Below are 22,514 nucleotides of genomic sequence, written 5' to 3' on the forward strand. Positions count from 1 at the left end.
ACCTGCCATGTCGCTGGACCACTACCGCCTGCTGGGCCGCTCCGGCCTGCGAATCAGCCCGATGGCCCTGGGCACGATGACCTTCGGTGCCGACTGGGGCTGGGGCGCGGACGAAGCCGAGGCCCGCCGCATCTTCGACAGCTACGTCGAACGTGGCGGCAACTTCATCGATACCGCGAACAACTACACCAACGGCAGCGCCGAGACCCTGCTCGGCCGCTTCGCCCAGGGGCAGCGCGACCGGCTGGTGATCGCCAGCAAGTACACCCTGGCCACCGTCCCCGGCGACCCCAACAACGCCGGCAACCATCGCAAGAGCATGCTGCGCTCGGTGGAAGACAGCCTGCGTCGGCTGGGGACCGATTACCTGGACCTGCTGTACCTGCACGCCTGGGATGACACCACCGGCGTGGACGAGGTGATGCGCGGTTTCGACGACCTGGTCCGCAGCGGCAAGGTGCTGTACGCCGGCATCTCCGATACGCCGGCCTGGCAGATCGCGCGCATGCAGACCCTGGCCGACCTGCGCGGCTGGTCGCCGCTGGTGGCGCTGCAGATCGAGTACAGCCTGATCCAGCGCAGCGTCGAACAGGAGCTGTTGCCGATGGCCGATGCGCTTGGCCTGGGCGTGGTGGCGTGGTCGCCGCTGGGCAGCGGCGTGCTGACCGGCAAATACAGCGTGGCCGACCTGGCCAGCGCCGATGAACTGCAGGCCACGCCCGGGGGATCACGCCGCAGCGTGGCCCTGATCAACGGCGCGTTGACGCCGCGTTCGCTGCAGATTGCCGATGAAGTACGGAAGATCGCGGCTGACCTATCGCATTCTCCGGCACAGGTGGCGCTCGCCTGGCTGTTGCAGCGACCGGCGGCGGGTGCGCTGCCGATCGTCGGCGCCCGCACCCTGGAGCAGTTCGAGCACAACCTGGCCGCACTGGAGCTGGTGCTGCCGGCCGAGGCATTGGCCCGCCTCGATGCGATCAGCGCAGTGGCGCCGGCCTTCCCGCACGATTTCCTGCAGATGCCGTTGCCGCGGATGCTGATGAGCGGCGGCACCTGTCTGCGGCCGCGCGGAAGCTGAGGCCGTGGCGGGCGGGCTATGCTGGCCCTCCCTTCTCGAATGGATGCGCGTGGATGGTCCGGTTGGCTCGCTGCACCCTGCTCTTGCTGCTGCTGGCCGGCACTGCGTCTGCCAGCACCGCGCAGGACCATCGCTGCCTGAGCGGCGGTCACAATGACAGCATCCATCTGGAATGGCGCTGGCTGGAGGACGGCCAGGCCGACGTGCACTACGCCGGCCATCGCGAGCGCCTGCCATTGCGCCGGGTTTCGCTGGAAACCACGGTGCTGGCCGAGGATCGCCCCTACCAGTTCGACAGCGTCTGGGAAGAACGCATCGACGGCCGCCTCAACGGGCGCTACCGGCTGAGCACGCAGGGCGCGCTGGTACTGGATCTGAGCTACGAACGTGCCCGCGATGGCCGCCGCACCACGTTCCACGATGACAGCGACGCCTGGCAGGAAGACGGCTGCCACTGGCCCAGCGTTCCCTGAAGCGGGCCCGGCACCGCCGGCCAGTCTCACTTTATGCCGATTCCGGCAGCCTGGTCGCGGTGCAGCGCGCGCCGCGCCAGGCATGACCCCCGTCAGTGGTAATGCTGCGCTGCGTTCGGTCACACTCGGGAACTTGTCGTTCTTAGTCACCCCTTCCGAGGCCTGCATGTCCCTGTTACGGCGCAAGTCCCTAGATTCCGTCACCGTCCACGAAGCCGGCAGGCGCCTGATCCCGACGCTCAGCTGGCCGCACCTGATCGCACTGGGTATCGGTGCCATCGTCGGTACCGGCATCTACACCCTGATCGGCGTCGGCGCCAACCTGGCCGGCCCGGCCGTGCTGATCTCGTTCGCCATCGCCGGCGCGGTCTGCGCCTGCGCGGCACTGTCCTACGCCGAACTGTCGACGATGATGCCGGCCGCCGGCAGCGCCTATACCTACAGCTACAGTGCGCTGGGCGAGGTGTTCGCCTGGGTGGTGGGCTGGAGCCTGATCCTGGAGTACTCGCTGGTGGTGAGTACGGTGGCGGTCGGCTGGTCCGGCTACTTCGTCGGCTTCCTCGAATGGGTCCACACCCAGTTCGGCTGGAACGTGCACCTGCCCGCATGGCTTGCCGCCGGCCCGCACGTGGAAGGCGGCATGATCAACCTGCCGGCGATCGTCATCACCTGGCTGGTGGCCGGCATGCTGATGGCCGGCACCAAGGAAAGCGCCACCCTCAACGCCATCCTGGTGGTGTTCAAGCTGATTGCGCTGGCCATCTTCGTGGCGGTGGCGCTGCCGGCCTTCGACAGCGCCAACCTGCAGCCGTTCATGCCCTATGGCTTCGCCAAGTCGATCGGCCCCGATGGGGTCGAACACGGCGTGATGGCAGCCGCGGCGATCATCTTCTTCGCCTTCTACGGTTTCGATGCGATCTCCACCGCTGCCGAGGAAACCAAGAATCCGGGCCGTGACCTGTCGATCGGCATCATCGGTTCGATGATCGGCTGCACCATCGTCTACGTGCTGGTGGCGCTGGCCGCGGTCGGTGCGATGAGCTACGCGGTGTTCGGCCACAGCGCCGAGCCGCTGGCGCTGATCATGCGCCAGCTCGGCCACCCGACCGCCGCCATGGTGATCGGCGTGATCGCCATCATCGCGCTGCCGACCGTGCTGCTGGCCTTCCTGTACGGCCAGAGCCGCATCTTCTTCGTGATGAGCCGCGATGGCCTGCTGCCGCGTGGACTGTCGAAGGTCAACGCCCGAACCGGCACGCCGGTGGCGACCACCCTGTTCACTGCGGTGGTGGTATCGGCACTGGCCGGCGTGGCGCGCCTGGACGAGATTGCAGCGCTGGCCAATGCCGGCACCCTGGCGGCGTTCACCGCCGTCGGCATCTGCCTGGTGGTACTGCGCCTGCGCGAGCCGGACCGCGCGCGCACCTTCCGCACGCCGCTGGCCTTCGTGGTCGGCCCGCTGGCCGCACTGGGCTGCATCTACCTGTTCATCAGCCTGCCGCACACCACCCAGCTGTACTTCCTGGTGTGGAACGTGGTCGGTCTGGTGCTGTACTTCCTGTACAGCCGCCAGCACGCGCTGATCGCGAAATAAACGGATAACCGGTAGTGCCGGCCGCTGGCCGGCAACCCGCATCCTCCTGGATCGCGCAATGCCGGCCAGCGGCCGGCACTACCGTATCAATCGGAGGCGTCAGGTAGCCGGCCGCTGGCCGGCACCACCGCAGGGTGGTTCAACCGCCCTGCTTTGCCGCGTAGTCCTGCGCCTGGCGCATCACCCGCAGCAGGTTGCCGCCCCAGATGCCCGCGATCTGCTGCTCGGTGTAGCCCTTGCGCAGCAGCCAGGCGGTGATCTTCGGCAGCTGGCTGACGTCAGGCAGGTCGCTCAGGCCGCCACCGCCGTCCCAGTCCAGGCCGATGCCCACGTGTTCGGGGCCGACCACCTTGAGGATGTGCTCGAAGTGGGCGAAGAAATCGTCCAGGCTGGCATGCCGCACCGGGTGCTCGTGATCCAGCGCCTGCTCGGCCTTCAGCAGCGCCACGCCCTGCTCGATGCCCATTGCTTCCCAGCCGCCCAGCTGCTTGCTCAGCGCCTCTTCGGCCTGCTTGCGCTCGGGCGTCTTCGCGGTGTCGATCAGGTAGCCGCCATAGGCGTTGACCTGGATCACGCCACCGGCCTTGGCCAGCCTGCGCAGGCGCGCATCATCGAGGTTGCGCGGGTGGTCGTAGACCGCCTTGGCCGAGCTGTGCGAGAGCACGAACGGCACCGGCATCATCGCCAGCAGGTCGTCGAACACCGCGTCCGACGCATGCGACTGGTCGATCACGATGCCCAGCTTCACGGCCTGCCGCACCAGCGCCTTGCCGGCCGGGCTCAGCCCCTGCCATTCGGCGCCCTTGGGATCGGTGGCCGAATCGGCGAACTCGTTGTTGGCGAAATGCACGGTGCTGAGCAGGCGCAGGCCGGCACGGTGGTAGAACGAGAGCAGGCTGGGATCGGCGACCAGCGGGCTGGCGTTTTCCATGCTGATGTAGACCACGCGCTTGCCGGCCGCCTTGATCCGCGCCGCGTCGTCGGCGGTCAGCGCCAAGCCGAAGCGCTCGGGATTGGCCGCCAGCATCTCGCGGATTTCCAGCAGCCGCTGCAGGCCGTGATCACGCTCGGCCAGGTGCGCGGCCGCGCTGCGGTCGCCCTGGTCGGTGTAGATCGCCCAGAAGCCGCCGTCCAGCGCGCCTTCGACCATGCGCGGGTAATCCACCTGCGAGAGCGCGTTGCGGTCGTGCCGCTGCTCGATATCGAAGCCACTGCGGCCGAAGTTGGCCGGCGTATCCAGGTGGCTGTCGAGCGTGACCAGGCGCTGCTGCAGCGCCTTGGCACGGGCCAGTTCCTGCGCGCTGAACTCGATGGCATGGGCAGACAACGGCGCACACAGCGCCAGGGCAAGCACGACGGACAGGCGACGCAACGAAGGCATGGGCTCTCACCGGCAGTGGGAAGAGCCCGACCATAGCGCTTTTGTAGAGCCGAGCCCATGCTCGGCTTTCGCACACATCAGCCGAGCGTGGGCTCGGCTCTACAGCGATCGGCAGGTCAGTCGACCACGCGGCAGAACACGGCCTTCAGGTAACGCGATTCCTGCACGTGGGCCATGAACGGATGATCCGGGCCGGCACCGGCGACCTTCAGGATCTGGATCGTGCGGCCAGAGAAATACGCCGCGCGGCGCAGCATGTCGAGGAACTGGTCCTCGGCCACCAGACCGGTGCAGGAGAAGGTGGCGAACAGGCCACCGGGCTTCACCACGCCCAGCGCCAGCTTGTTCATGTCCAGGTACTTCTTCAGCGCGGTGATGACCTGGTCGCGGTCACGGGTCATCTTGGCCGGGTCCAGGATCACCACGTCATACTGCTCGCCGCGGTTGGCGGCATCGCGCAGCCACGGGAAGATGTCGGACTGGACGAACTTCGGACGCACGTTGTTCAGGCGCGAATTGCCCTTGGCGATCTGGATGACGTCTTCATCGATGTCGATGCCGACCACTTCCGAAGCGCCGCGTGCCGCTGCATACACAGCGAAGCCACCGGTATTGCAGCACAGGTCGAGCACGCTCTTGCCTTCCACCTGCTGGCTCAGCCACTCGCGGTTCTCGCGCTGGTCCGCGAAGAAACCGGTCTTGTGGGCACCGGCCGGGTCGGCGCGGAACTTGATGCCGTATTCGGTGATCACCGCCGCTTCGGTGGTGGTGTTGCCGTGGAAGTCGAAGCTCTCCTGCTTCTGCACGTGCTCGTCGGCGAAGCTGTGGAAACGGCAGCCCGGGAACTGTTCGCGCAGTGCGTCGTAGATCCATTCGCGGTGGCGGAACATGCCGGCGGCGAAGAACTCGACCACCACCAGGTCACCGTAGCGGTCGACCACCAGGCCGGACAGGCCGTCGCCCTCGCTGTGCACCACGCGCCAGGCGTCGGACACCGCATCGAGCTTCAGCACCTCACGGCGCAGCGACACCGCCTGGGCGATCTTGCGCGAGAACCAGCCGGCATCCACCGGCACGTTCTGATCGGTTTCAAGGATGCGCACGGCAATGCGCGAGTGCCCGTTGTAGAACCCGCGGCCGATGAACTCCCCGTCCACGCCGACCACATCGACGATGGAGCCGGGCTTGGGCCGGACGGTCGGCTTCTCGACCAGTTTCTGGAAGATCCACGGGTGGCTGGAACGCCACGCATTCTTGAGGCGGACAACGGGAAGGGGGGTATTCATCCACCTATTGTAAACCGGGCGCCGGGGTCAGATCCCCGCAACGGCTCTGAGCGGCACCGGGGTCAGATCCCCGCAGGGGCTCTGACCCCTTAGCCCGGCCCTGGCCACCGGTCATTTGACGGCAGCCCGGCGAGGCCGCAGAATCGGCGGCAGAAGGGGAGTAGCTCCCAGACGTTGTCGCCGTCATTTCGAGCCCGCAGGCTCCGGTGCAACGGCAGTTCCAGCCGACTGGAACTGCGAGCGAGACCTTCGCCGTACTGGCGAAGCTCTGTCCCTGGATCCCCCTCCCGATCCTCCGTTGCAGATCCTCGCCCGTCCGGCCTGGCATTCATCTTTCCAACGGACATTCCCAATGCAGACGATCGGTAACGTGTGGTTGTGGGGCGGCTTCGCAGCGGTGGTGGTCATCGCCCTGCTGGTCGACCTCGTGTTGATGCGCCATGGTGGACCGCACAAGGTCACCTTCAAGGAGGCCCTGTGGTGGTCCATCGGCTGGGTCGCGCTGGCCCTGCTGTTCAACGCGGGCCTCTGGTACTACCTGAATGAGACCGCCGGCCAGGTCGTGGCCAACAAGGTCGGCCTCGAATTCCTGACCGGCTACCTGGTCGAGAAGGCACTGGCGGTCGACAACATCTTCGTCTTCCTGATGATCATGAGCTACTTCGCGGTGCCGGAGGAGCAGCGCCAGAAGGTGCTGATCATCGGCATCCTGGGTGCGATCGTGCTGCGTACGATCATGATCTTCGCCGGTAGCGTGCTGATCAGCCAGTTCCATTGGCTGCTCTATGTGTTCGGCGCCTTCCTGCTGTTCACCGGCTGGAAGATGTGGTTCGCCGCCGGCCAGGAGCCGGATCTGGAAACCAACCCGGCCCTGCGCTGGATGCGCAAGCACCTGCGCCTGCTGCCGGACTACGCCGGCAATGCGCTGAGCGTGAAGCGCGATGGCGTGCGCTGGTTCACCCCGCTGTTCGCGGTGCTGATCCTGATTGCGGTCACCGACGTGATCTTCGCCGTGGACAGCATCCCGGCGATCTTCGCGATCACCACCGACCCGTTCATCGTGCTCACCTCCAACGTGTTCGCGGTGCTGGGCCTGCGCGCGATGTTCTTCCTGCTGGCCGGCATGGCCGACCGCTTCCACCTGCTGCCGTACGGGCTGGCGCTGGTGCTGGGCTTCATCGGCATCAAGATGATGATCATCGACCTGTTCAAGATCCCGACCCCGGTCTCGCTGGGCGTGGTCGCGGTGATCATTGCCGCCACCGTGGTGCTGAGCCTGAAGTACCCGCCGAAGGAAGGCGAAGGCCAGGCCTGAGCCTGACCGCTGGATGGCGCGGCCGGCGGGATTGTCCCGCCGGCCGTACCCCACTCTCCCGCAGCGGTGGCCTTGGTTTCGCGCCAGTCACCGCCATTGCTGAGGTATGAACAACAACGCGCCCCTGCCCGCCGGCGATGCGCCGGCCCCCCGCAACGACCGCTCGCGCATCGTGCGGGCGTTCAATGCCAGCCTGGCCGCCGTGCTGGTGCTGGTGGCCGTGTTCGCGCTGCAGGGCACGTTCGACTGGCGGCCCTGGGCCGTCGCGCCACTGGAAGCCAAGGGGCTGCTCGGGCTGATCGGCGGCCCATTGCTGCATGCGTCGGTCGAGCACATCGCCGCCAACAGCATCGCGATCCTGATCCTCGGCACCCTGGCCGGCAGCGTCTACCCGAAAGCGACCGTGCGCGCCCTGCCGCTGCTGTGGCTGGGTTCGGGCCTGGGTGCGTGGATGCTCGGCAATCCCGGCAGCGTGCACCTCGGCGCCAGTGGCGTCACCCACGGCCTGATGTTCCTGCTGGCCAGCCTTGGCCTGCTGCGCCGCGACCGTGCGGCGATCGCCACCGGCCTGATCGGCATGCTGTTCTACGGCGGCATGCTGATGACCATCCTGCCGCACGCCGACGGCGTGTCCTGGCAGTCGCACATGGGCGGCGCGTTCGCCGGCATCATCGCCGCGCTGCTGTTCCGCAACGCCGACCCGCTGCCGCCGCGCCAGCGCTACAGCTGGGAAGACGAAGAAGACGAGGCCGAGGCATTGGCCGACGACGAGCTGGAGCCGCCGCCGCCGCAACGCGTGCCGGTGCTGTGGCAGCCGCGCGAAGGCCAGGACTACGTGGTGATCCCGTTCCGGCGACCGGACGAGCCGCGCGGCTGAGGATGCCGCGGGTGCCGGCCAGCGGCCGGCACTACCGGGTCGGTTGGTCCCATCCACCGCCGCGGGCGGGCGACCCTCTCTCAGCTGCGTGGCTGATAGAGGGTAGTGCCGGCCGCTGGCCGGCAACCTCATGAACCTTCGGTGGAACGTTGATAGAACCGCTTGCGCGGCCCTATCCCGTGCCCCCTGTTTCAGACGCATGCGACTGCTACATGCCCCTGCTGGCCACGCGAATCTGGACATCGTGCTGCACCCGCTGATCGTCCAGTTGCTGCTCAAGCTGGTTGGCCAGGGCGCGCTGATTCGCTTGCTGGCTCACCACATCGAACTGCTGCATTGATGCTTCAACCAAGGTTTGTGCGGCTTGCTCGGTGGGCATCGCCGCACGCCGGTGCGCGGGGTTGCTCGGTTCGCCTTGAACAACGAACAGGGTATGCCCGGCCGGTCTGTTAGCCGTGGCATTGCTCAACAGTACGTGGTCCACCCGATCCAGATCATTGTCCTTGGCCAGCACCAGCAGGCTGGCGGTCATCCGCTCGCTGACCGCATCGAAGCTACGGCCATGTTTGGCGTCCAGCGCGGCCACCCCAACCCGCACCTGCTGATAGAGGGCGTGATCGGGATGACCGGGCTGCGTTGGCGATGACGGAGGGGCCTGTTCAAGCAGTTCCTCCACACGCTGATGCACCTGTCGATGCACGGCTTGGTCTGGATGCGTAGGAACGGCAGCGGGTATCGATGGTGCTGTCTCCAGCAGGGCAGGAATATCGCTGGAAGGCTGGGGTGTCTGCACCCATCCCGACTGGAGCGGTTCTGGACGCTCAACTTGAGCCCCAGCCACGCCCATCGGCTGTGTTTGGCTGGGTGCTGACGGGGTGTGGATCGCAGAGACAGTTGCTGCTGCGCGCGCCTCCCGCTCGGCCGACGCATCGACCGATGGAGGCGATGACGATGCGACAGGCTCCGGTCTCGGCTCCTCGCCGTGCACCGGCTTCCGAGGCGGCTCCGCAGGCTCAGGTACCATCGGCGCGGCTGTCACGGCTGTGCGGTGTTCCTGGACCTGCACCGTCACGTTGGGCGTGCGTGATCCCTGATCTTCGCCATGTGCATCGATCATCACTTGCGGCGTAAGACGCTCTTCAACAGGTTCGTCCGGTACCTGAGCCACCGTCGATGCCGCCACTTGCTGCGTCTGCGGTCCCGAAACGCCCAGGCGATTGGCTTCCTGCAAGGATTGTTGATAGGCATCACGCTCCCGTGGCGAGAGCGCAGCAATGCGCAGCTCCGGCGAGTCGGGAATCGGAGCTGGGTCCTGTCGCTGTGCCCGGATCTCATTCCACGCCTGCCGCAGCTCATCGGTCGTGGTGGTCGCCACCGGCTGCGCTATGCCATCCGGACCCACCTGATAATGGATGATCGGGCTGTCCGCACCCAGCGTACCGGTTGCCCCCGGGCGAAGCTCCTGCAGGGTTGCTCCGGTAATGCCATGCGCTTCCCGGGTGCGCGCGGTGGCCAGCACGATGGCCTGCTGCCATTCGGGGTTCAGCTGGGTCCCCACCGTCTGATAGCGATGGAGCAGTTCGTTCCGTTCAGCCTGCGACTGCGTCGGCGCCGGTCGGGCTTCGATTTCGGCCAAGGCTTGTGCGGAACGCTGCAGAGACGGCTGTCGGATCTGCTGCGTCAACTCCAGTTCCAGCGCCAGGTTGCCACTGGCTGTCCGGCCTGCGTGAGTCCACTGGCCCGCGTCATCACGCAGGTAGAGCTGATTGTCCGAGCCGCGCACAGCGTTGGGCTTGGCCCTGGCCGACTCGACAGCAGCGGGCACCGCGATGAAATCCTGTGAACGCTGGGCCGCGTAGCTCTCCAGATAGGCCGCTGCAAGGGCTTCCTGACCCTGTGCAATGTTGCGCTCAATCCGCGACAGCGCCTCCTGGTTGAGTTCGCGGGCGCGCTCCGGGGTGGCTACCTGGGTGGCATAAATGCCTTGGTCATTGACACCGGCCAGTCCTGCTTTGACCTGTCGTTGCCATTGCTCTGTCTGCGGATCACGACGCCAGTTCTGGTTATCCAGCCCGTGCTGGTCGCTTGGCCGTGCCGGGATACTGAACGGGTCCAACGGTGCGGGCGCCTTGCCCAGTGCCTGTTCAACCGCCGCGCGGCTGGCATAGGCACCCAGCTCGCGGGCCTTCTCGTAGCCGGCCCCAACAGGGCTCGTAGTGGGGTTATCCACGCCATCGGGTGTGCGGTCGATGGGCGCTTGGCGCTGCCAGTTGCGCCCGCTGAACTGCCATTCCACCCCTGACGTGTCGATCTGGTGATAGATCGCGCGGTTGTCCAACAGGTCTGCGCCCTTCTCGAACGCCTTGCTCATCAACAGCGCATCGGCCACCACCAGCGCCGCTGGCGCAAAGCTGGAGGTGCCCACCAGGTAGGCGCTGGTCGTTCCACCCAGCCAGCCGCCTGCATTGCGGGCCAGTGCATGGTTGACCTCCGATTGTGCAGCGGCGGCATTGCCCTGCTCCAACAATTCGGCGGCGCGGCGCGTGGTGATGACAGCATCGGCGCCAGAGGCCAACAGACCGCCCGAACGCACCAGTGTACTGGCCGAGGCATCGCCCAACAGGATGCCCATCGTGGCAAATCCCTGCTGCTCTCGGGGTACGCGGATACGGTACGCCGCTTCCTCGCCCAGGGAGCGCTCTACAACCACAATGGCCGCTGGCGACATGGTCACGCGGCCCTCGTGGTGAGCATTGGCGATGGCCAAGGACAACCCGCTGCGCTGCAACTCAATGTTCCCGCCCCGCGTCAGCGGCCGGGCGTCGATGTGGATCTGGTGGAGCGCGGTGACAATGCGTGCTTCGGAATGCACCGTGGCGCCCCAGCCGTGGTCCACGCCGGTGAAGCCCTTCAGGCGCTCAATCTGTTGAGTGTGAGCTTGGTAATAGGCCGGGGCGTTGCGGAAGAAGTCCTGAACTTTCTGGCTGGTCAACGCGGGGGAGCTGCCGACTGGCGTGTTGGTGTTCAAGTCGCCGTTGATGAGCCCGACTTTGACGGTGTCGCGTAACCGTTCGATACGCTGAGCCATTCGATCCAATGCATCAGGATCGCCCAGCAATGCCGCCTTGCCGTCCCGGGTTACTTGAAGGTCATTTAAGTGGCCGAGTATCCCCTTCTGGTACTCGGCCAGTGGGCCGCCACTGTGTGGCGTGATCCCCATCGCCTGCGCAAACTGTGGACTTGCCGGCAGGAATAGCCTGTTTTCGGGAGCATGGATATCGAGCTTTCCGACCCGTTGAAGTTCGTATAGCAGTTCACTTCTTTTCAGCGTCTGCTGCTCGATGCTGTGGTGCTCCTGGAAATGCGTCCGGTAACTGGACATGGATCAAACTCCTTCCTTGTCGCTCCCTGATCTGCCGTCAGCGATTCACAACGTCGTAGAACCAGACGCCGTTGGTGCGCTTGGCGGTGACGATACCTGCTGCGGCCACGGCATCCTTGAACACACGGTCACAGAACACCTCGCCGCTAAATGCCAGCCTGAAGACATGCGCCGAGCCTAGTACGTCACGCTTGAAGGCCAAACGCGTCCCACCTGCCAGGCTGTAGTGTTTGCCTGCCTCGTAGTCGTCACTGATGATGATGTTGAGAGTTGAAGCTTCTTCATCCAATGCATCCAGTGTCCTAGTTACATCGCAGAGGAAATAGGTTGGTCCTCTGGAGCCATCAGCCAGACGGTAGTCGGTATCGACAAAAACAAAGGCGTCCGGGTCCACTGCCTCCATCACCTGGCGGAGCCGTTCCGACACCAGCCAGTAGCCACTCATCCCCCCTTCCAGGTCTTCCGGCAGTACGCCTTCGCGCGGGTAGTAGACCAGGCGCGGAACTTCCCGCAGTGGAGGGAAGCCGCCTTCCTCCGGCTTCAAGATCAGCCGAGGAGGAGTAAGGAGTGCTTGTCGGTTCTCAAAGACGACGCCGTGACCCTTTCCACCCCGGCCAACGTCGGGCCTGAGCTGAAAGAACTCTCCCGCCTTGGGTTGATTGGTCATTGCTGGTTCCATCGTGTCCTGACCTGTCCATATGCCTGCGGCTTTTCCGCACGCGAACAGTAACCCGTGATCATGGGTGGCCCGTCAAGCCGGGCCGGCGCCGACAGGGAGCCGGGTGCTTCAGTTGCGCCAAGCACCTGTCCGCGCCCGCAGAAGTCAGGACGCTCTGAAGTGCCGCAATCCCTTGTTACCAGCAACGATGGCATGTTGGAAAAGCAGCCCAGGCAACTGGAGACCCGTTGTCCTCTTGGGCATGCCGAGTGCATTGAGCGGCAAGGGATTTCATCGGCAGCGCTACCTGCCAGGCAGAAGCAGGGGGCATTGCCAGATCCGTGTCGCCGCCCCTCAATCCATCGCCTTCCTGAAACACTGCAAGCAGGGAAGGATTTATTCCTGGACGCTCTTGGAGGACCTTTTCATCCCTACCGGGTTGCCGCCGAACGGGTGTCCTTTTGCCAGCTCGATGAGGTCGGTCGCGACATCCTTGCCGCAGGGAGCCTCAGGCAAATCCGCGGCCTTCTCCTTCCTTGTCGCCCCCTGATCTGCCGTCAGCGATTCACAACGTCGTAGAACCAAACGCCGTTGGTGCGGTTTGCGGTGACAATGCCTGCTGCGACCACGGCATCCTTGAACACACGGTCACAGAACACACCGCCGTGGAAGGGCAATCTGAAGACGTGTGCCGAGCCCAGCACATCACGCCTGAACGCCAAGCGCAGCTCACCCGTCATGTCGTAGTACTTGCCTGCCTCGTAGTCGTCACTGATGATGATGTTGAGAGTTGAAGCTTCTTCATCCAATGCATCCAGTGTCCTAGTTACATCGCAGAGGAAATAGGTTGGTCCTCTGGAGCCATCAGCCAGACGGTAGTCGGTATCGACAAAAACAAAGGCGTCCGGGTCCACTGCCTCCATCACCTGGCGGAGCCGTTCCGACACCAGCCAGTAGCCACTCATCCCCCCTTCCAGGTCTTCCGGCAGTACGCCTTCGCGCGGGTAGTAGACCAGGCGCGGAACTTCCCGCAGTGGAGGGAAGCCGCCTTCCTCCGGCTTCAAGATCAGCCGAGGAGGAGTAAGGAGTGCTTGTCGGTTCTCAAAGACGACGCCGTGACCCTTTCCACCCCGGCCAACGTCGGGCCTGAGCTGAAAGAACTCTCCCGCCTTGGGTTGATTGGTCATTGCTGGTTCCATCGTGTCCTGACCTGTCCATATGCCTGCGGCTTTTCCGCACGCGAACAGTAACCCGTGATCATGGGTGGCCCGTCAAGCCGGGCCGGCGCCGACAGGGAGCCGGGTGCTTCAGTTGCGCCAAGCACCTGTCCGCGCCCGCAGAAGTCAGGACGCTCTGAAGTGCCGCAATCCCTTGTTACCAGCAACGATGGCATGTTGGAAAAGCAGCCCAGGCAACTGGAGACCCGTTGTCCTCTTGGGCATGCCGAGTGCATTGAGCGGCAAGGGATTTCATCGGCAGCGCTACCTGCCAGGCAGAAGCAGGCGCGTTACCAGATCAGTGTTGCTGCCCCGCAATCCATCGCCTTCCTGAAACACTGCAAGCAGGGAAGGATTTCTTCCTGGGCGCTCTTGGACGACCTTTTCACCCCTACCAGGTTGCCGCCGAACGGGTGTCCATTTGCCAGCTCAATGAGGTCGGTCGCGACATCCTTGCCGCAGGGAGCCTCAGGCAAATCCGCGGCCTTCTCCTTCCTTGTCGCTCCCTGATCTGCCGTCAGCGATTCACAACGTCGTAGAACCAGACGCCGTTGGTGCGCTTGGCGGTGACGATACCTGCTGCTGCAACGGCATCCTTGAACACTCGGTCACAGAACACGCCGCCGTGAAATGCCAGCCTGAAGACATGTGATGAGCCCAGTACGCTTGACTTGAATGCCAAACGTGTCCCGCCCGCCAAGCTGTAGTGTTTTCCTCCCTCGTAATCGTCACTGATTACTATGTTCAGCATGGAAGCCTCCTCATCCAATGCATCCAACGTTCGGATCACGTCGCAGAGGACGTAGGTTGGTCCTCTGGAGCCATCAGCCAGACGGTAGTCGGTATCGACAAAAACAAAGGCGTCCGGGTCCACTGCCTCCATCACCTGGCGGAGCCGTTCCGACACCAGCCAGTAGCCACTCATCCCCCCTTCCAGGTCTTCCGGCAGTACGCCTTCGCGCGGGTAGTAGACCAGGCGCGGAACTTCCCGCAGTGGAGGGAAGCCGCCTTCCTCCGGCTTCAAGATCAGCCGAGGAGGAGTAAGGAGTGCTTGTCGGTTCTCAAAGACGACGCCGTGACCCTTTCCACCCCGGCCAACGTCGGGCCTGAGCTGAAAGAACTCTCCCGCCTTGGGTTGATTGGTCATTGCTGGTTCCATCGTGTCCTGACCTGTCCATATGCCTGCGGCTTTTCCGCACGCGAACAGTAACCCGTGATCATGGGTGGCCCGTCAAGCCGGGCCGGCGCCGACAGGGAGCCGGGTGCTTCAGTTGCGCCAAGCACCTGTCCGCGCCCGCAGAAGTCAGGACGCTCTGAAGTGCCGCAATCCCTTGTTACCAGCAACGATGGCATGTTGGAAAAGCAGCCCAGGCAACTGGAGACCCGTTGTCCTCTTGGGCATGCCGAGTGCATTGAGCGGCAAGGGATTTCATCGGCAGCGCTACCTGCCAGGCAGAAGCAGGCGCGTTACCAGATCAGTGTTGCTGCCCCGCAATCCATCGGGGAAGGATTTCTTCCTGGACGCTCTTGGACGACCTTTTCACCCCCACCTGGCTGCTGCCGAATGGGTGTCCTCTTGCCAGCGGGATGAGGTCGGTCGCGACATCCTCGGCGCACTGCTGTTCCTCAACGCCGACCCGCTGCCGCAGCAGCGCGTGCCGGTGCTGAGAATGCCGCGGGTGCCGGCCAGCGGCCGGCACTACCGGGAGAGTCAGTTCCCCGCCGCGCCCATGCCGTCCACCGCCTGCCGGCCCAGTGCCGGGTCATCGGTGAAGAAGGCATCGATGCCGGTGGCCAGGTAGGCGCGCATCTCGGCGATCGAACCCTCGGCATTGCGCGCGGTGTCGGCGCCCTTGCGCAGGTTGCTGGCCTGGAAGTGGTTCTCCGGGCGGAACGTGTACGGGATCACCATCAGGCCTGCGGCATGCGCATCGCGCACCAGCGCGGTCGGCGTGCCCAGTGCGCCGTTGGCGTCCAGCGGAATGATCGAGCGCAGCTCCGGACCGATGCTGTCCGCATACACGGCAATGTCCTTCAATCCGGCCGGGGTCATCATCTGCGCATAGGTCAGCTTGCCGCCGGCCTTGGCGATGTCGGCCGGCTGGGTGTCGCCCTTCCACAGCAGCTGCAGCAGGCGGATGTTGCTGCTGCGCCCGATCTTGCCGCGCAGGTAGCGCAGGTTGGCGGTCTCGAACGACTGGATGGTGACCGGGCCGACGTTGGTATAGGCGTTGCCGCGCAGCGCAGCCAGCAGTCTGTCTTCCATCGGCAGGCCGATCGACTGGAAGTAGGTCGGGTGCTTGATCTCCGGCACCAGGCCGATGCCACGGTTGGCACGGCCGGCCTGCTGGACCAGGAAGGCCAGGATCTCGTCGAGGCTGGCGATGCGGAACTGGCCGTCGTAGGCGGTGCTACGCAGCTCCGGCAGGCGCTCACGCGCATACAGGGTCTTCAGCTCGGCCAGGGTGAAGTCTTCGGTGAACCAGCCGTCGACCTTCTGCCCGTCGATGACCTTGCGGGTCCTGCGGCTGGCGAACTCCGGATGCGAGGCGACATCGGTGGTGCCGCTGATCTCGTTCTCGTGGCGGGCCACCATCACCCCGTCCTTGGTCATCACCAGATCCGGTTCGATGTAATCGGCGCCATCGGCGATGGCCTGCGCGTAGGCGGCCAGGGTGTGTTCCGGCAGCAGCGCGCTGGCGCCGCGATGGCCATAGACCGACACCTTGTGCGCGGCCGGGGTGGAGGATTCGGCACTCATGGCCACCGATGGTGCCACGGCCAGCGACAACAGCAACGCACAACCCCACGACTTCACTGCGACTTCCCCAAGCGGTATGTGATGGGCGTCAGTATGCGGCGGCAATGTGACAGGTGGGGGACCCGGGGTCGCGGTGTTATTTGCCGATGCAGAAACTGGAGAAGATCCTTCCCAGCAGGTCATCGGCGCTCATCTGCCCGGTGATCTCGCCCAGCGCGTCATGCGCCAGCCGCAGTTCCTCGGCGGCCAGCTCCAGATGCTCATGCGCCAGCTCACCGTCGGCGCGCTGCGCATGCTCCTGCGCACGCTCGATCGCATCCACATGGCGCGTGCGCGCGGAGAATTCGCCGTCCACCTGCTCGCCTGCCCCGGCCGAGGCAATCGAACGCAGGCGCGCATGCAGGTCTTCCAGGCCGGCGCCGGTGGCGGCCGAGACGAACACCCGGTCCGGGTCGTCCAGCGTCGGCAGCGCGTCCAGCAGGTCCGACTTGTTGTGGATGTAGACCTTGTGCGGCACCGCCGCCACGGCATCGCCCAGCGCCACTTCACCGGCTGCCGGATCACGCGCATCCAGCACGATCAGCGCCAGGTCGGTGCGCTCGATTTCCACGTGCGCGCGGCGCATGCCTTCGCGTTCGATGGCATCGCCACCGTCACGCAGGCCGGCAGTATCGACCAGGGTCAGTTCCAGGCCATCCAGGCGGATGGTCTCGCGCAGGGTGTCGCGGGTGGTGCCGGCGATGTCGGTGACGATGGCACGCTCGCTGCCGGCCAGCGCATTGAGCAATGAACTCTTGCCGGCGTTGGGCGGGCCGATCAGCACCGCGTGCAGGCCATCGCGCAGGCGGCGGCCGCGTTCGGCATCGCGTCGCAGCAGGGCCAGGTCGCCGCGCGCCTGCTCCAGCCCACGCCGCACCTGTGCGCCACCCAACGTATCCAGCGGTTCGTCGGCGAAATCGATGGCCGCTTCCACATGGATGCGCAGCAGTACCAGCTGCTCGACCACGGCGTCGATGCGGCGCGAGAACACACCCTCCAGCGAACGACGCGCCGCACGTGCGGCGCGGTTGTCACCGGCTGCGATCAGGTCGGCGATGGCCTCGGCCTGGGCCAGGTCGAGCTTGCCGTTGAGGAAGGCCCGTTCGCTGAACTCACCCGGCCGCGCCTGGCGCGCCCCCAGCGCGATGCAGCGCGCGACCAGTTGCTGCAGCAGCACCGGACTGCCATGGCCCTGCAGCTCCACCACCTCTTCGCCGGTGAAGCTGTTCGGCGCCGGGAACCACAGCACGATGCCGTCGTCGATCACGTCGCCATCGGCGTCGCGCAGGCGCGCATAGTGCGCGTGGCGCGGGCGCAATGCAGGCGCTCCCAGCGCAGTGGCGATGGCCGCGGCACGCGGCCCGGACAGGCGCAGCAGGCCGACCCCGCCAGCGCCGGGCGCGCTGGCAATGGCGACGATGGTGTCGGTGCGGTACGCGTCGTCCATGGCTCAGAGCTTCTCCAGCTGCGCGCGCGCCTGCGCTGCACCACTGCCCTGCGGCTGCAGCGCCAGGTAAGTGCTGTAGGCCTGCTTCGCCTTGGCCTTGTCACCCGCGTTGAAGTAGGCATCGCCCAGGTTGAGGTAGGCCACCGCACGCGAGGGATCGATCTTCAGGGTGTTCTCCAGCCAGCGCGCGGCTTCGGCATAGCGTTGCTGGCGGTAGTAGACGAAACCGAGGTTGTTCGCCGCCTGGGCGAAGTCCGGGCGCAGCTTCAGCGCCTCGGTGAACTGCGCCACCGCTTCGTCGTACTGCTTCTCGCGGTACAGCTGCAGACCACGGTCATTGGCCTGCTGCGCGCGCTGGCGGTCCGAGGCCGGGCCTGCGCTCGGTACCACCAGCCTGGCCTTGCCGCCCTGCAGGTCGGCCACGGTCACCGGTGCCTGGCTGCCCTTGGCTTCGCTGGCGGCATCGACCTTGTTGTTCAGGGCGATCGCATCGGCGGTCAGCTGGCGCGTATCGGCATTGAGGAATTCCTGGCTGTCCGGTACCTGGAACACGAACTCGCCCCCCTGCGAACCGGGCAGGCTGCCGAACGCCGGGGTCTGGTGCGAGACCGCCGACACCGCCGGCGCCACATAGGCCGCCAGTTCGGTGCCGGTGATCAGGCCATCGCCATTGAGATCGCCCTTGCCGGCCAGCGCCTGCAGCAGCACCCAGGTGAACACCGAATGGCCATTCGGGCCGGCGTCGGCCACCTGCTGGTCGGCGCCGCCGGCGGTGAGCATCTGGCGCGCGCTGCGGCGCGCGTTCTCGCGCAGGAACGACGACGACGACGGGCCGCCACGGGTCAGCCCGAGGCCGCTGTAGCAGGCATCCATCACGAACATCACGTGCTTGGCCTGCATGCTTTCGGCGATGTTCTGGATGTCGGTCATCGCGATGGCGTCGGTGGCGAACTCCTTCGGGTCCGAATCGACCGGAATGATGTAGCCGAGGTCGCGCCCGGAGGCGAGCTGGCGGGTGGCACCGTGGCCGGCGAAGAACACGAACACGCGGTCGTTCTTGCCGGTGCGGTCGTCGGCCAGGCGGTCGTGGAAGGCGGCCAGGATGTTGTTGCGGGTGGCCTGCTCGTTCTTCAGCACGATCACCTGCGAGGACGGGAAGCCGAACTGACCGGTAAGCGTATCGGCCATCGCCTGGGCGTCATGGCTGGCGTATTCCAGCTTCGGCCATTTGGCGTAGTTGTCGATGCCGACCACGATCGCCCACGACTTCTCGTAGCCGGTGGTGACGGTGGCCGCACTGGCCTCGCCCTTGCGCGCACGCGCGACGGTGAACTCGCGGCCGTTCCAGCCGGCGAACTGGTAGCCATCGGCGATCAGGCGGTCGAGGATCTGCGGCAGCGCCTTCACCGCGCGGTCGTGGATGTCGTGGAACAGGATGATGCCGCGCTGCTCCTTGTTCACCTGGTCGAGCACGCGCTGCACGATCGATTCCGGCACCGGGTCGGCCCAGTCCATCGAGTCGATGTTCCACATGATCGACTTCAGCCCGGCCTCGTTGAGCAGCTGCAGGCCTTCGGCGTTGCGTGCGCCGTACGGGAAGCGGAACAGCGGCGCGCGCTTGCTGTCGACGTCCTTCAGCAGCGTGTCGGTGTCCAGTACCTGCTGGCGCAGCGCATCGCCGGTGGTGCGTGACAGCTGGGCATGGGTCAGGCTGTGGTTGCCGACCGCATAGCCCTGTTCCATCAGGCTGCGGCTGATCTTCGCCATCGGGCCCAGGCTGACCTTGCCATCGCTCTCGACCTTGCCGAGGTTGCGCCCGACCTCGAAGAACACGCCGGGCACGTCGTAGCGCTTGAGGATGGCCACCACTTCATCGGTGTAGGCCTTGTGCGGGCCATCATCGAAGGTCAGCACCACGGTCTTGGCCGGCAGGTCGCGGCCGAAGATCTCGCGGTCGCTGTCCTTCATCGACATCGGGTACGGCTCGATCACGCCGTAGTCGCGCAGGATCGCCTCGCGGCTGTAGTCCTTGTGCAGGTGGGCAATGTAGTCGTCCCACTTTTCGCGCTTCAGCTCGATGGCGCGGGTGCGCTCGAAGCGGCTGAAGATGCGGGTCAGTTCCTGGTTGTAGTTGCGTTCGATCTCATCGAGCGCCTCCAGGTCCTCGCCAATGCGCTGGTGCAGCTTCACTGCCGGCAACGACGAGTCGGCGCCCACCCGCTCATGCAGGTCGCGCAATACTTCGCGGAACGCCAGCCGATCCGCGTCGAACAGTTCCGGCGCCGATTCGATGTAGTCCAGCACGGTGCCAAGGGTGGCGAAGCGCTGTGGGCTGGAGCCGCGCAGCAGGCTGTCGAACTGCGCGGCGATGGCCGTGCGCTGCTCCAGGCCATCGTGGAACAGCTGCTGGCCCACCCGGGTGGAGGTACCGCGGTCGGCGGCCGACTGCTGGTCCTCGTCGGCCAGCAGCACGATGATCCGGCGGTAGCCGTCGAGCTGCTTCTGCAGCGCGGCCAGCAGGGGCGCGGCGGCCGGATCGGCGGCGGCGGCGGCCTGCGCGCTGGGCTGGGTGACGGTGCTCGCCGGCGCCTTCGCCTCCTTGTCGCCACAGCCGGCAACGGCCAGGGTCAACAGCAGCGAGGGCAGGAACAGGCGGAACGACGACGCACGCGGCATGGCGGACTCGGAAGTGGGAGGAACGGTGTGCGGGCAATTCTAACGCCGCATGCGAAAAGCCCGCCTTGCGGCGGGCTTTTGCTGGAGCCAGCCGGCCAACGGCCGGCTCTACCCCTTACTTCTTCTTGACCGGTGCCGGCGCGGTGGTCGCCGCCACCGGCTCGCCGCCGTGGCGCTTGGTCATCCACCACTGCTGCAGCAGGCCCAGGCCACCGTTGACCACCCAGTACAGGACCAGGCCGGACGGCATGAAGGCCATCATGACGCCGAACACCAGCGGCATGAACTGCATCATCTTCTGCTGCATCGGGTCCATGCCCGGTGCCGGGGTCAGCTTCTGGGTGAACCACATCACCGCTACGTTGATCACCGGCAGGATGAAGTACGGGTCGCGCGCGGTCAGGTCCTGGATCCAGCCGAACCAGGGCGCCTGGCGCAGTTCGACCGATTCCACCAGCACCCAGTACAGGGCGAAGAAGATCGGCATCTGGATGAGGATCGGCAGGCAGCCGCCCATCGGATTGATCTTTTCCTTCTTGTACAGCTCCATCATCGCGGTCTGGAACTTCTGGCGGTCATCGCCATAGCGTTCCTTCAGCTGCGCGATGCGCGGCTGGAAGCGGCGCATCTTGGCACCGCTCTTGTACTGGGTGGCCGACAGCGGGTACAGCACCAGCTTCAGCAGCACCACCAGGCCGACAATCGCCCAGCCCCAGTTGCCGACCAGCTTGTGCACCTGGTTCAGCACCCAGAACAGGCCCTGGCCGATCACCGCCATCATCGAGAAGCGGCTGTAGTCGACCACGCGGTCCAGGCCCGGCACGTCTTCCTTGGCAATCAGGTTGACCAGCTTCGGGCCGACCCACAGGCGGGCTTCGGTGCTGGTGGACTGGCCCGGGGCCACGGTGAAGGCCGGGCCACGGGCTTCGATCAGGTCACGACCGGCCACCTGCGACAGCACGTAGTGTGCGGTCTGGTCCTTCTGCGGGATCCAGGCGGTGAAGAAGTGGTGCTGCAGCATCGCCAGCCAGCCGCCGGTGATGTTCTGGTTCAGCGTGCCGTCTTCCAGGTAGTCCTTGAACGCACGACGCTGGTACTTCTTGTCGTTGTCGTACCAGGTGGCACCGTTGAAGCTGAACGAATCCGGGTTGGTCATGCTCCGCGACAGGATGGTCGGGGTGCGGTCCAGGGTGCGGTAGACGTAGCCGTTCCACGGCGCGGTGCCGGTGTTGCTGACTTCATCCTTGAAGCGCACGGCGTACTCGTTGCGCGAGACGGTCAGGGTGCGCTTGATGGTCACGCCGTTGTCGGCGGTCCACACGAACGGGATCTGCAGCTCGTTCTGGCCCTTGGCCAGCACGAAGTCCTGGGTGTCACCGACCAGCTTGAAGCCGTCAGCGCCCGGAACCGGGGTGTTCTTGTCTTCGCTGGCCCAGCCACTGATCGCGCTGTACGGATGCGCGGGGTCTTCGGTCAGCAGGCGGACTGGCGGGCTGCCTTCGTCCTTGGTCTGCGGGAACTGCAGCAGCTCGGCGTCGAGCACGCGGCCTCCGTCCAGCACCAGGCGCAGCACGTCGGTGGTGACGGTCACGCGCTGGCTGGCCGGGGTGGCGCTGGCCTGGGCCTGCACGGCGGCCTGGCCGGGCGCACCCGGAACCTGGGCACTGGGAATGGCGCCCGGGGTCGCGCCCGGAACACTCTGTGCGGCAGCCGGGGCCGACGTGGTCGTCGGTGCCGGGGTCGGAGCAGCCTTTTCACGGCTCCACTCCATCCACAGCAGCACGGCCACCATCAGCCAGGCAAAAATGAGGAATACGCGGGTCTGGTTCATCAGCGGACAGGCTCGGCGGGGCCGGGACGCGATGCCGGCTCGGTCAAAGAAGGAGTTGCGATGCCATCAGGCGGCGGCATTGTGCCGTCCACGCCCGGCGCGGGCAATGCACGCAGGCGACGCAGCAGGCGCAGGAAGGCCTGGCGGATCTCGTCGTTGCTGGCGGAACGCGCAGCACTACGAGCCACGACGACGAAGTCGCCTGGCTGGATATCGGTACGTGTCTGACGCAGGATGTCGCGCAGGACGCGCTTGATCCGGTTACGCCCAACGGCGTTCGGATCAACCTTGCGGGAAACCGCCAGACCCAGCCTGGCCGGCCGGTCAGCCGGCAGCCAGTGCAGGGTCATCAGCGGATCGGACACACGGCGGGCGCCGTTGAAGACCGTTGAGTATTCGGCACGCGTGCGAACCCGCGCAGAGCGAGGGAATCGCTTGCGCGGGTCTGCAGTATTCACTGTCGAAGGGATTGCGTCTGCCGCGATGTGCGGCATGGCAA

16 protein-coding genes are annotated in these 22,514 nt (G+C 65.6%); 5 read left to right on the forward strand and 11 right to left on the reverse strand.

What is annotated here, in order from left to right; genetic code table 11:
* Nucleotides 1–7 precede the first annotated feature (7 nt).
* The 3 genes from Q0P60_RS14515 to Q0P60_RS14525 all read left to right on the forward strand — a co-directional run bounded on the left by Q0P60_RS14515 (nt 8) and on the right by Q0P60_RS14525 (nt 3,145).
* Nucleotides 8–1,078 carry an aldo/keto reductase gene (locus Q0P60_RS14515; protein WP_294994785.1) on the forward strand — a complete coding sequence of 357 codons (1,071 nt, stop codon included), beginning with the start codon at nt 8–10 and terminating at the stop codon, nt 1,076–1,078.
* 53 nt (nt 1,079–1,131) lie between these two features.
* Nucleotides 1,132–1,551, forward strand: a complete 420-nt coding sequence (locus Q0P60_RS14520) for a hypothetical protein (RefSeq protein WP_294994788.1) — start codon at nt 1,132–1,134, stop codon at nt 1,549–1,551.
* Nucleotides 1,552–1,717: 166 nt separating this feature from the next.
* Nucleotides 1,718–3,145: an amino acid permease gene (locus tag Q0P60_RS14525; RefSeq protein WP_294994791.1), complete on the forward strand. Its 1,428-nt coding sequence runs from the start codon at nt 1,718–1,720 to the stop codon at nt 3,143–3,145.
* Nucleotides 3,146–3,284: 139 nt separating this feature from the next.
* On the opposite strand, the gene Q0P60_RS14530 is transcribed toward Q0P60_RS14525, so the two are convergent.
* Both Q0P60_RS14530 and Q0P60_RS14535 read right to left on the reverse strand, forming a co-directional pair.
* On the reverse strand, nt 3,285–4,526 hold the full coding sequence (locus Q0P60_RS14530) for a dipeptidase (RefSeq protein ID WP_294994794.1): 1,242 nt from the start codon (nt 4,524–4,526) through the stop codon (nt 3,285–3,287).
* A gap of 116 nt (nt 4,527–4,642) precedes the next feature.
* Nucleotides 4,643–5,812 (reverse strand): class I SAM-dependent rRNA methyltransferase, encoded by a 1,170-nt coding sequence (locus tag Q0P60_RS14535; RefSeq protein WP_294994797.1) that lies wholly within the window; start codon nt 5,810–5,812, stop codon nt 4,643–4,645.
* Nucleotides 5,813–6,164: 352 nt separating this feature from the next.
* On the opposite strand from Q0P60_RS14535, the gene Q0P60_RS14540 reads away from it, so the two are divergent.
* On the forward strand, nt 6,165–7,127 hold the full coding sequence (locus Q0P60_RS14540) for a TerC family protein (RefSeq protein WP_010487446.1): 963 nt from the start codon (nt 6,165–6,167) through the stop codon (nt 7,125–7,127).
* Nucleotides 7,128–7,233: 106 nt separating this feature from the next.
* On the forward strand, nt 7,234–8,004 hold the full coding sequence (locus Q0P60_RS14545; RefSeq protein ID WP_294994802.1) for a rhomboid family intramembrane serine protease: 771 nt from the start codon (nt 7,234–7,236) through the stop codon (nt 8,002–8,004).
* A 208-nt stretch (nt 8,005–8,212) separates the two neighbouring features.
* On the opposite strand, the gene Q0P60_RS14550 is transcribed toward Q0P60_RS14545, so the two are convergent.
* The 9 genes from Q0P60_RS14550 to rnpA all read right to left on the reverse strand — a co-directional run bounded on the left by Q0P60_RS14550 (nt 8,213) and on the right by rnpA (nt 22,509).
* Entirely contained in the window at nt 8,213–11,386 is a 3,174-nt protein-coding gene (locus Q0P60_RS14550; RefSeq protein ID WP_294994806.1) for an XVIPCD domain-containing protein, read from the reverse strand.
* A gap of 37 nt (nt 11,387–11,423) precedes the next feature.
* Entirely contained in the window at nt 11,424–12,065 is a 642-nt protein-coding gene (locus Q0P60_RS14555) for a DUF1629 domain-containing protein (protein WP_294994809.1), read from the reverse strand.
* Between the two features lie 536 nt (nt 12,066–12,601).
* Complete coding sequence (locus Q0P60_RS14560) at nt 12,602–13,243, reverse strand: DUF1629 domain-containing protein (protein WP_294994812.1); 642 nt, start codon at nt 13,241–13,243, stop codon at nt 12,602–12,604.
* A gap of 535 nt (nt 13,244–13,778) precedes the next feature.
* A complete protein-coding gene (locus Q0P60_RS14565) occupies nt 13,779–14,420 on the reverse strand; it encodes a DUF1629 domain-containing protein (RefSeq protein WP_294994815.1) in 642 nt (213 codons plus the stop codon).
* 552 nt (nt 14,421–14,972) lie between these two features.
* A complete protein-coding gene (locus tag Q0P60_RS14570) occupies nt 14,973–16,079 on the reverse strand; it encodes a glycerophosphodiester phosphodiesterase (RefSeq protein ID WP_294994818.1) in 1,107 nt (368 codons plus the stop codon).
* Nucleotides 16,080–16,158: 79 nt separating this feature from the next.
* The gene (gene mnmE / locus Q0P60_RS14575) at nt 16,159–17,508 is read right to left on the reverse strand and encodes a tRNA uridine-5-carboxymethylaminomethyl(34) synthesis GTPase MnmE (protein ID WP_294994820.1); all 1,350 of its coding nucleotides are present in this window, start codon (nt 17,506–17,508) and stop codon (nt 16,159–16,161) included.
* A 3-nt stretch (nt 17,509–17,511) separates the two neighbouring features.
* Complete coding sequence (locus Q0P60_RS14580) at nt 17,512–20,184, reverse strand: polysaccharide deacetylase family protein (protein ID WP_294994823.1); 2,673 nt, start codon at nt 20,182–20,184, stop codon at nt 17,512–17,514.
* Nucleotides 20,185–20,299: 115 nt separating this feature from the next.
* Nucleotides 20,300–22,015: a membrane protein insertase YidC gene (yidC, locus tag Q0P60_RS14585; protein ID WP_294994826.1), complete on the reverse strand. Its 1,716-nt coding sequence runs from the start codon at nt 22,013–22,015 to the stop codon at nt 20,300–20,302.
* Entirely contained in the window at nt 22,015–22,509 is a 495-nt protein-coding gene (rnpA, locus tag Q0P60_RS14590; protein ID WP_125429104.1) for a ribonuclease P protein component, read from the reverse strand. Before rnpA ends, yidC begins: the two co-directional genes overlap by 1 nt.
* Nucleotides 22,510–22,514 lie beyond the last annotated feature (5 nt).

The organism is uncultured Stenotrophomonas sp. (assembly GCF_945952405.1).
Classification (GTDB): domain Bacteria; phylum Pseudomonadota; class Gammaproteobacteria; order Xanthomonadales; family Xanthomonadaceae; genus Stenotrophomonas.

Bases quoted from the DNA above. Each gene is read 5' to 3' on its own strand.
- Q0P60_RS14515 (WP_294994785.1), top strand. From the start codon at position 8: ATGTCGCTGGACCACTACCGCCTGCTGGGCCGCTCCGGCCTGCGAATC.
- Q0P60_RS14520 (WP_294994788.1), top strand. From the start codon at position 1,132: ATGGTCCGGTTGGCTCGCTGCACCCTGCTCTTGCTGCTGCTGGCCGGC.
- Q0P60_RS14525 (WP_294994791.1), top strand. From the start codon at position 1,718: ATGTCCCTGTTACGGCGCAAGTCCCTAGATTCCGTCACCGTCCACGAA.
- Q0P60_RS14530 (WP_294994794.1), bottom strand. From the start codon at position 4,526: ATGCCTTCGTTGCGTCGCCTGTCCGTCGTGCTTGCCCTGGCGCTGTGT.
- Q0P60_RS14535 (WP_294994797.1), bottom strand. From the start codon at position 5,812: ATGAATACCCCCCTTCCCGTTGTCCGCCTCAAGAATGCGTGGCGTTCC.
- Q0P60_RS14540 (WP_010487446.1), top strand. From the start codon at position 6,165: ATGCAGACGATCGGTAACGTGTGGTTGTGGGGCGGCTTCGCAGCGGTG.
- Q0P60_RS14545 (WP_294994802.1), top strand. From the start codon at position 7,234: ATGAACAACAACGCGCCCCTGCCCGCCGGCGATGCGCCGGCCCCCCGC.
- Q0P60_RS14550 (WP_294994806.1), bottom strand. From the start codon at position 11,386: ATGTCCAGTTACCGGACGCATTTCCAGGAGCACCACAGCATCGAGCAG.
- Q0P60_RS14555 (WP_294994809.1), bottom strand. From the start codon at position 12,065: ATGGAACCAGCAATGACCAATCAACCCAAGGCGGGAGAGTTCTTTCAG.
- Q0P60_RS14560 (WP_294994812.1), bottom strand. From the start codon at position 13,243: ATGGAACCAGCAATGACCAATCAACCCAAGGCGGGAGAGTTCTTTCAG.
- Q0P60_RS14565 (WP_294994815.1), bottom strand. From the start codon at position 14,420: ATGGAACCAGCAATGACCAATCAACCCAAGGCGGGAGAGTTCTTTCAG.
- mnmE (WP_294994820.1), bottom strand. From the start codon at position 17,508: ATGGACGACGCGTACCGCACCGACACCATCGTCGCCATTGCCAGCGCG.
- Q0P60_RS14580 (WP_294994823.1), bottom strand. From the start codon at position 20,184: ATGCCGCGTGCGTCGTCGTTCCGCCTGTTCCTGCCCTCGCTGCTGTTG.
- yidC (WP_294994826.1), bottom strand. From the start codon at position 22,015: ATGAACCAGACCCGCGTATTCCTCATTTTTGCCTGGCTGATGGTGGCC.
- rnpA (WP_125429104.1), bottom strand. From the start codon at position 22,509: ATGCCGCACATCGCGGCAGACGCAATCCCTTCGACAGTGAATACTGCA.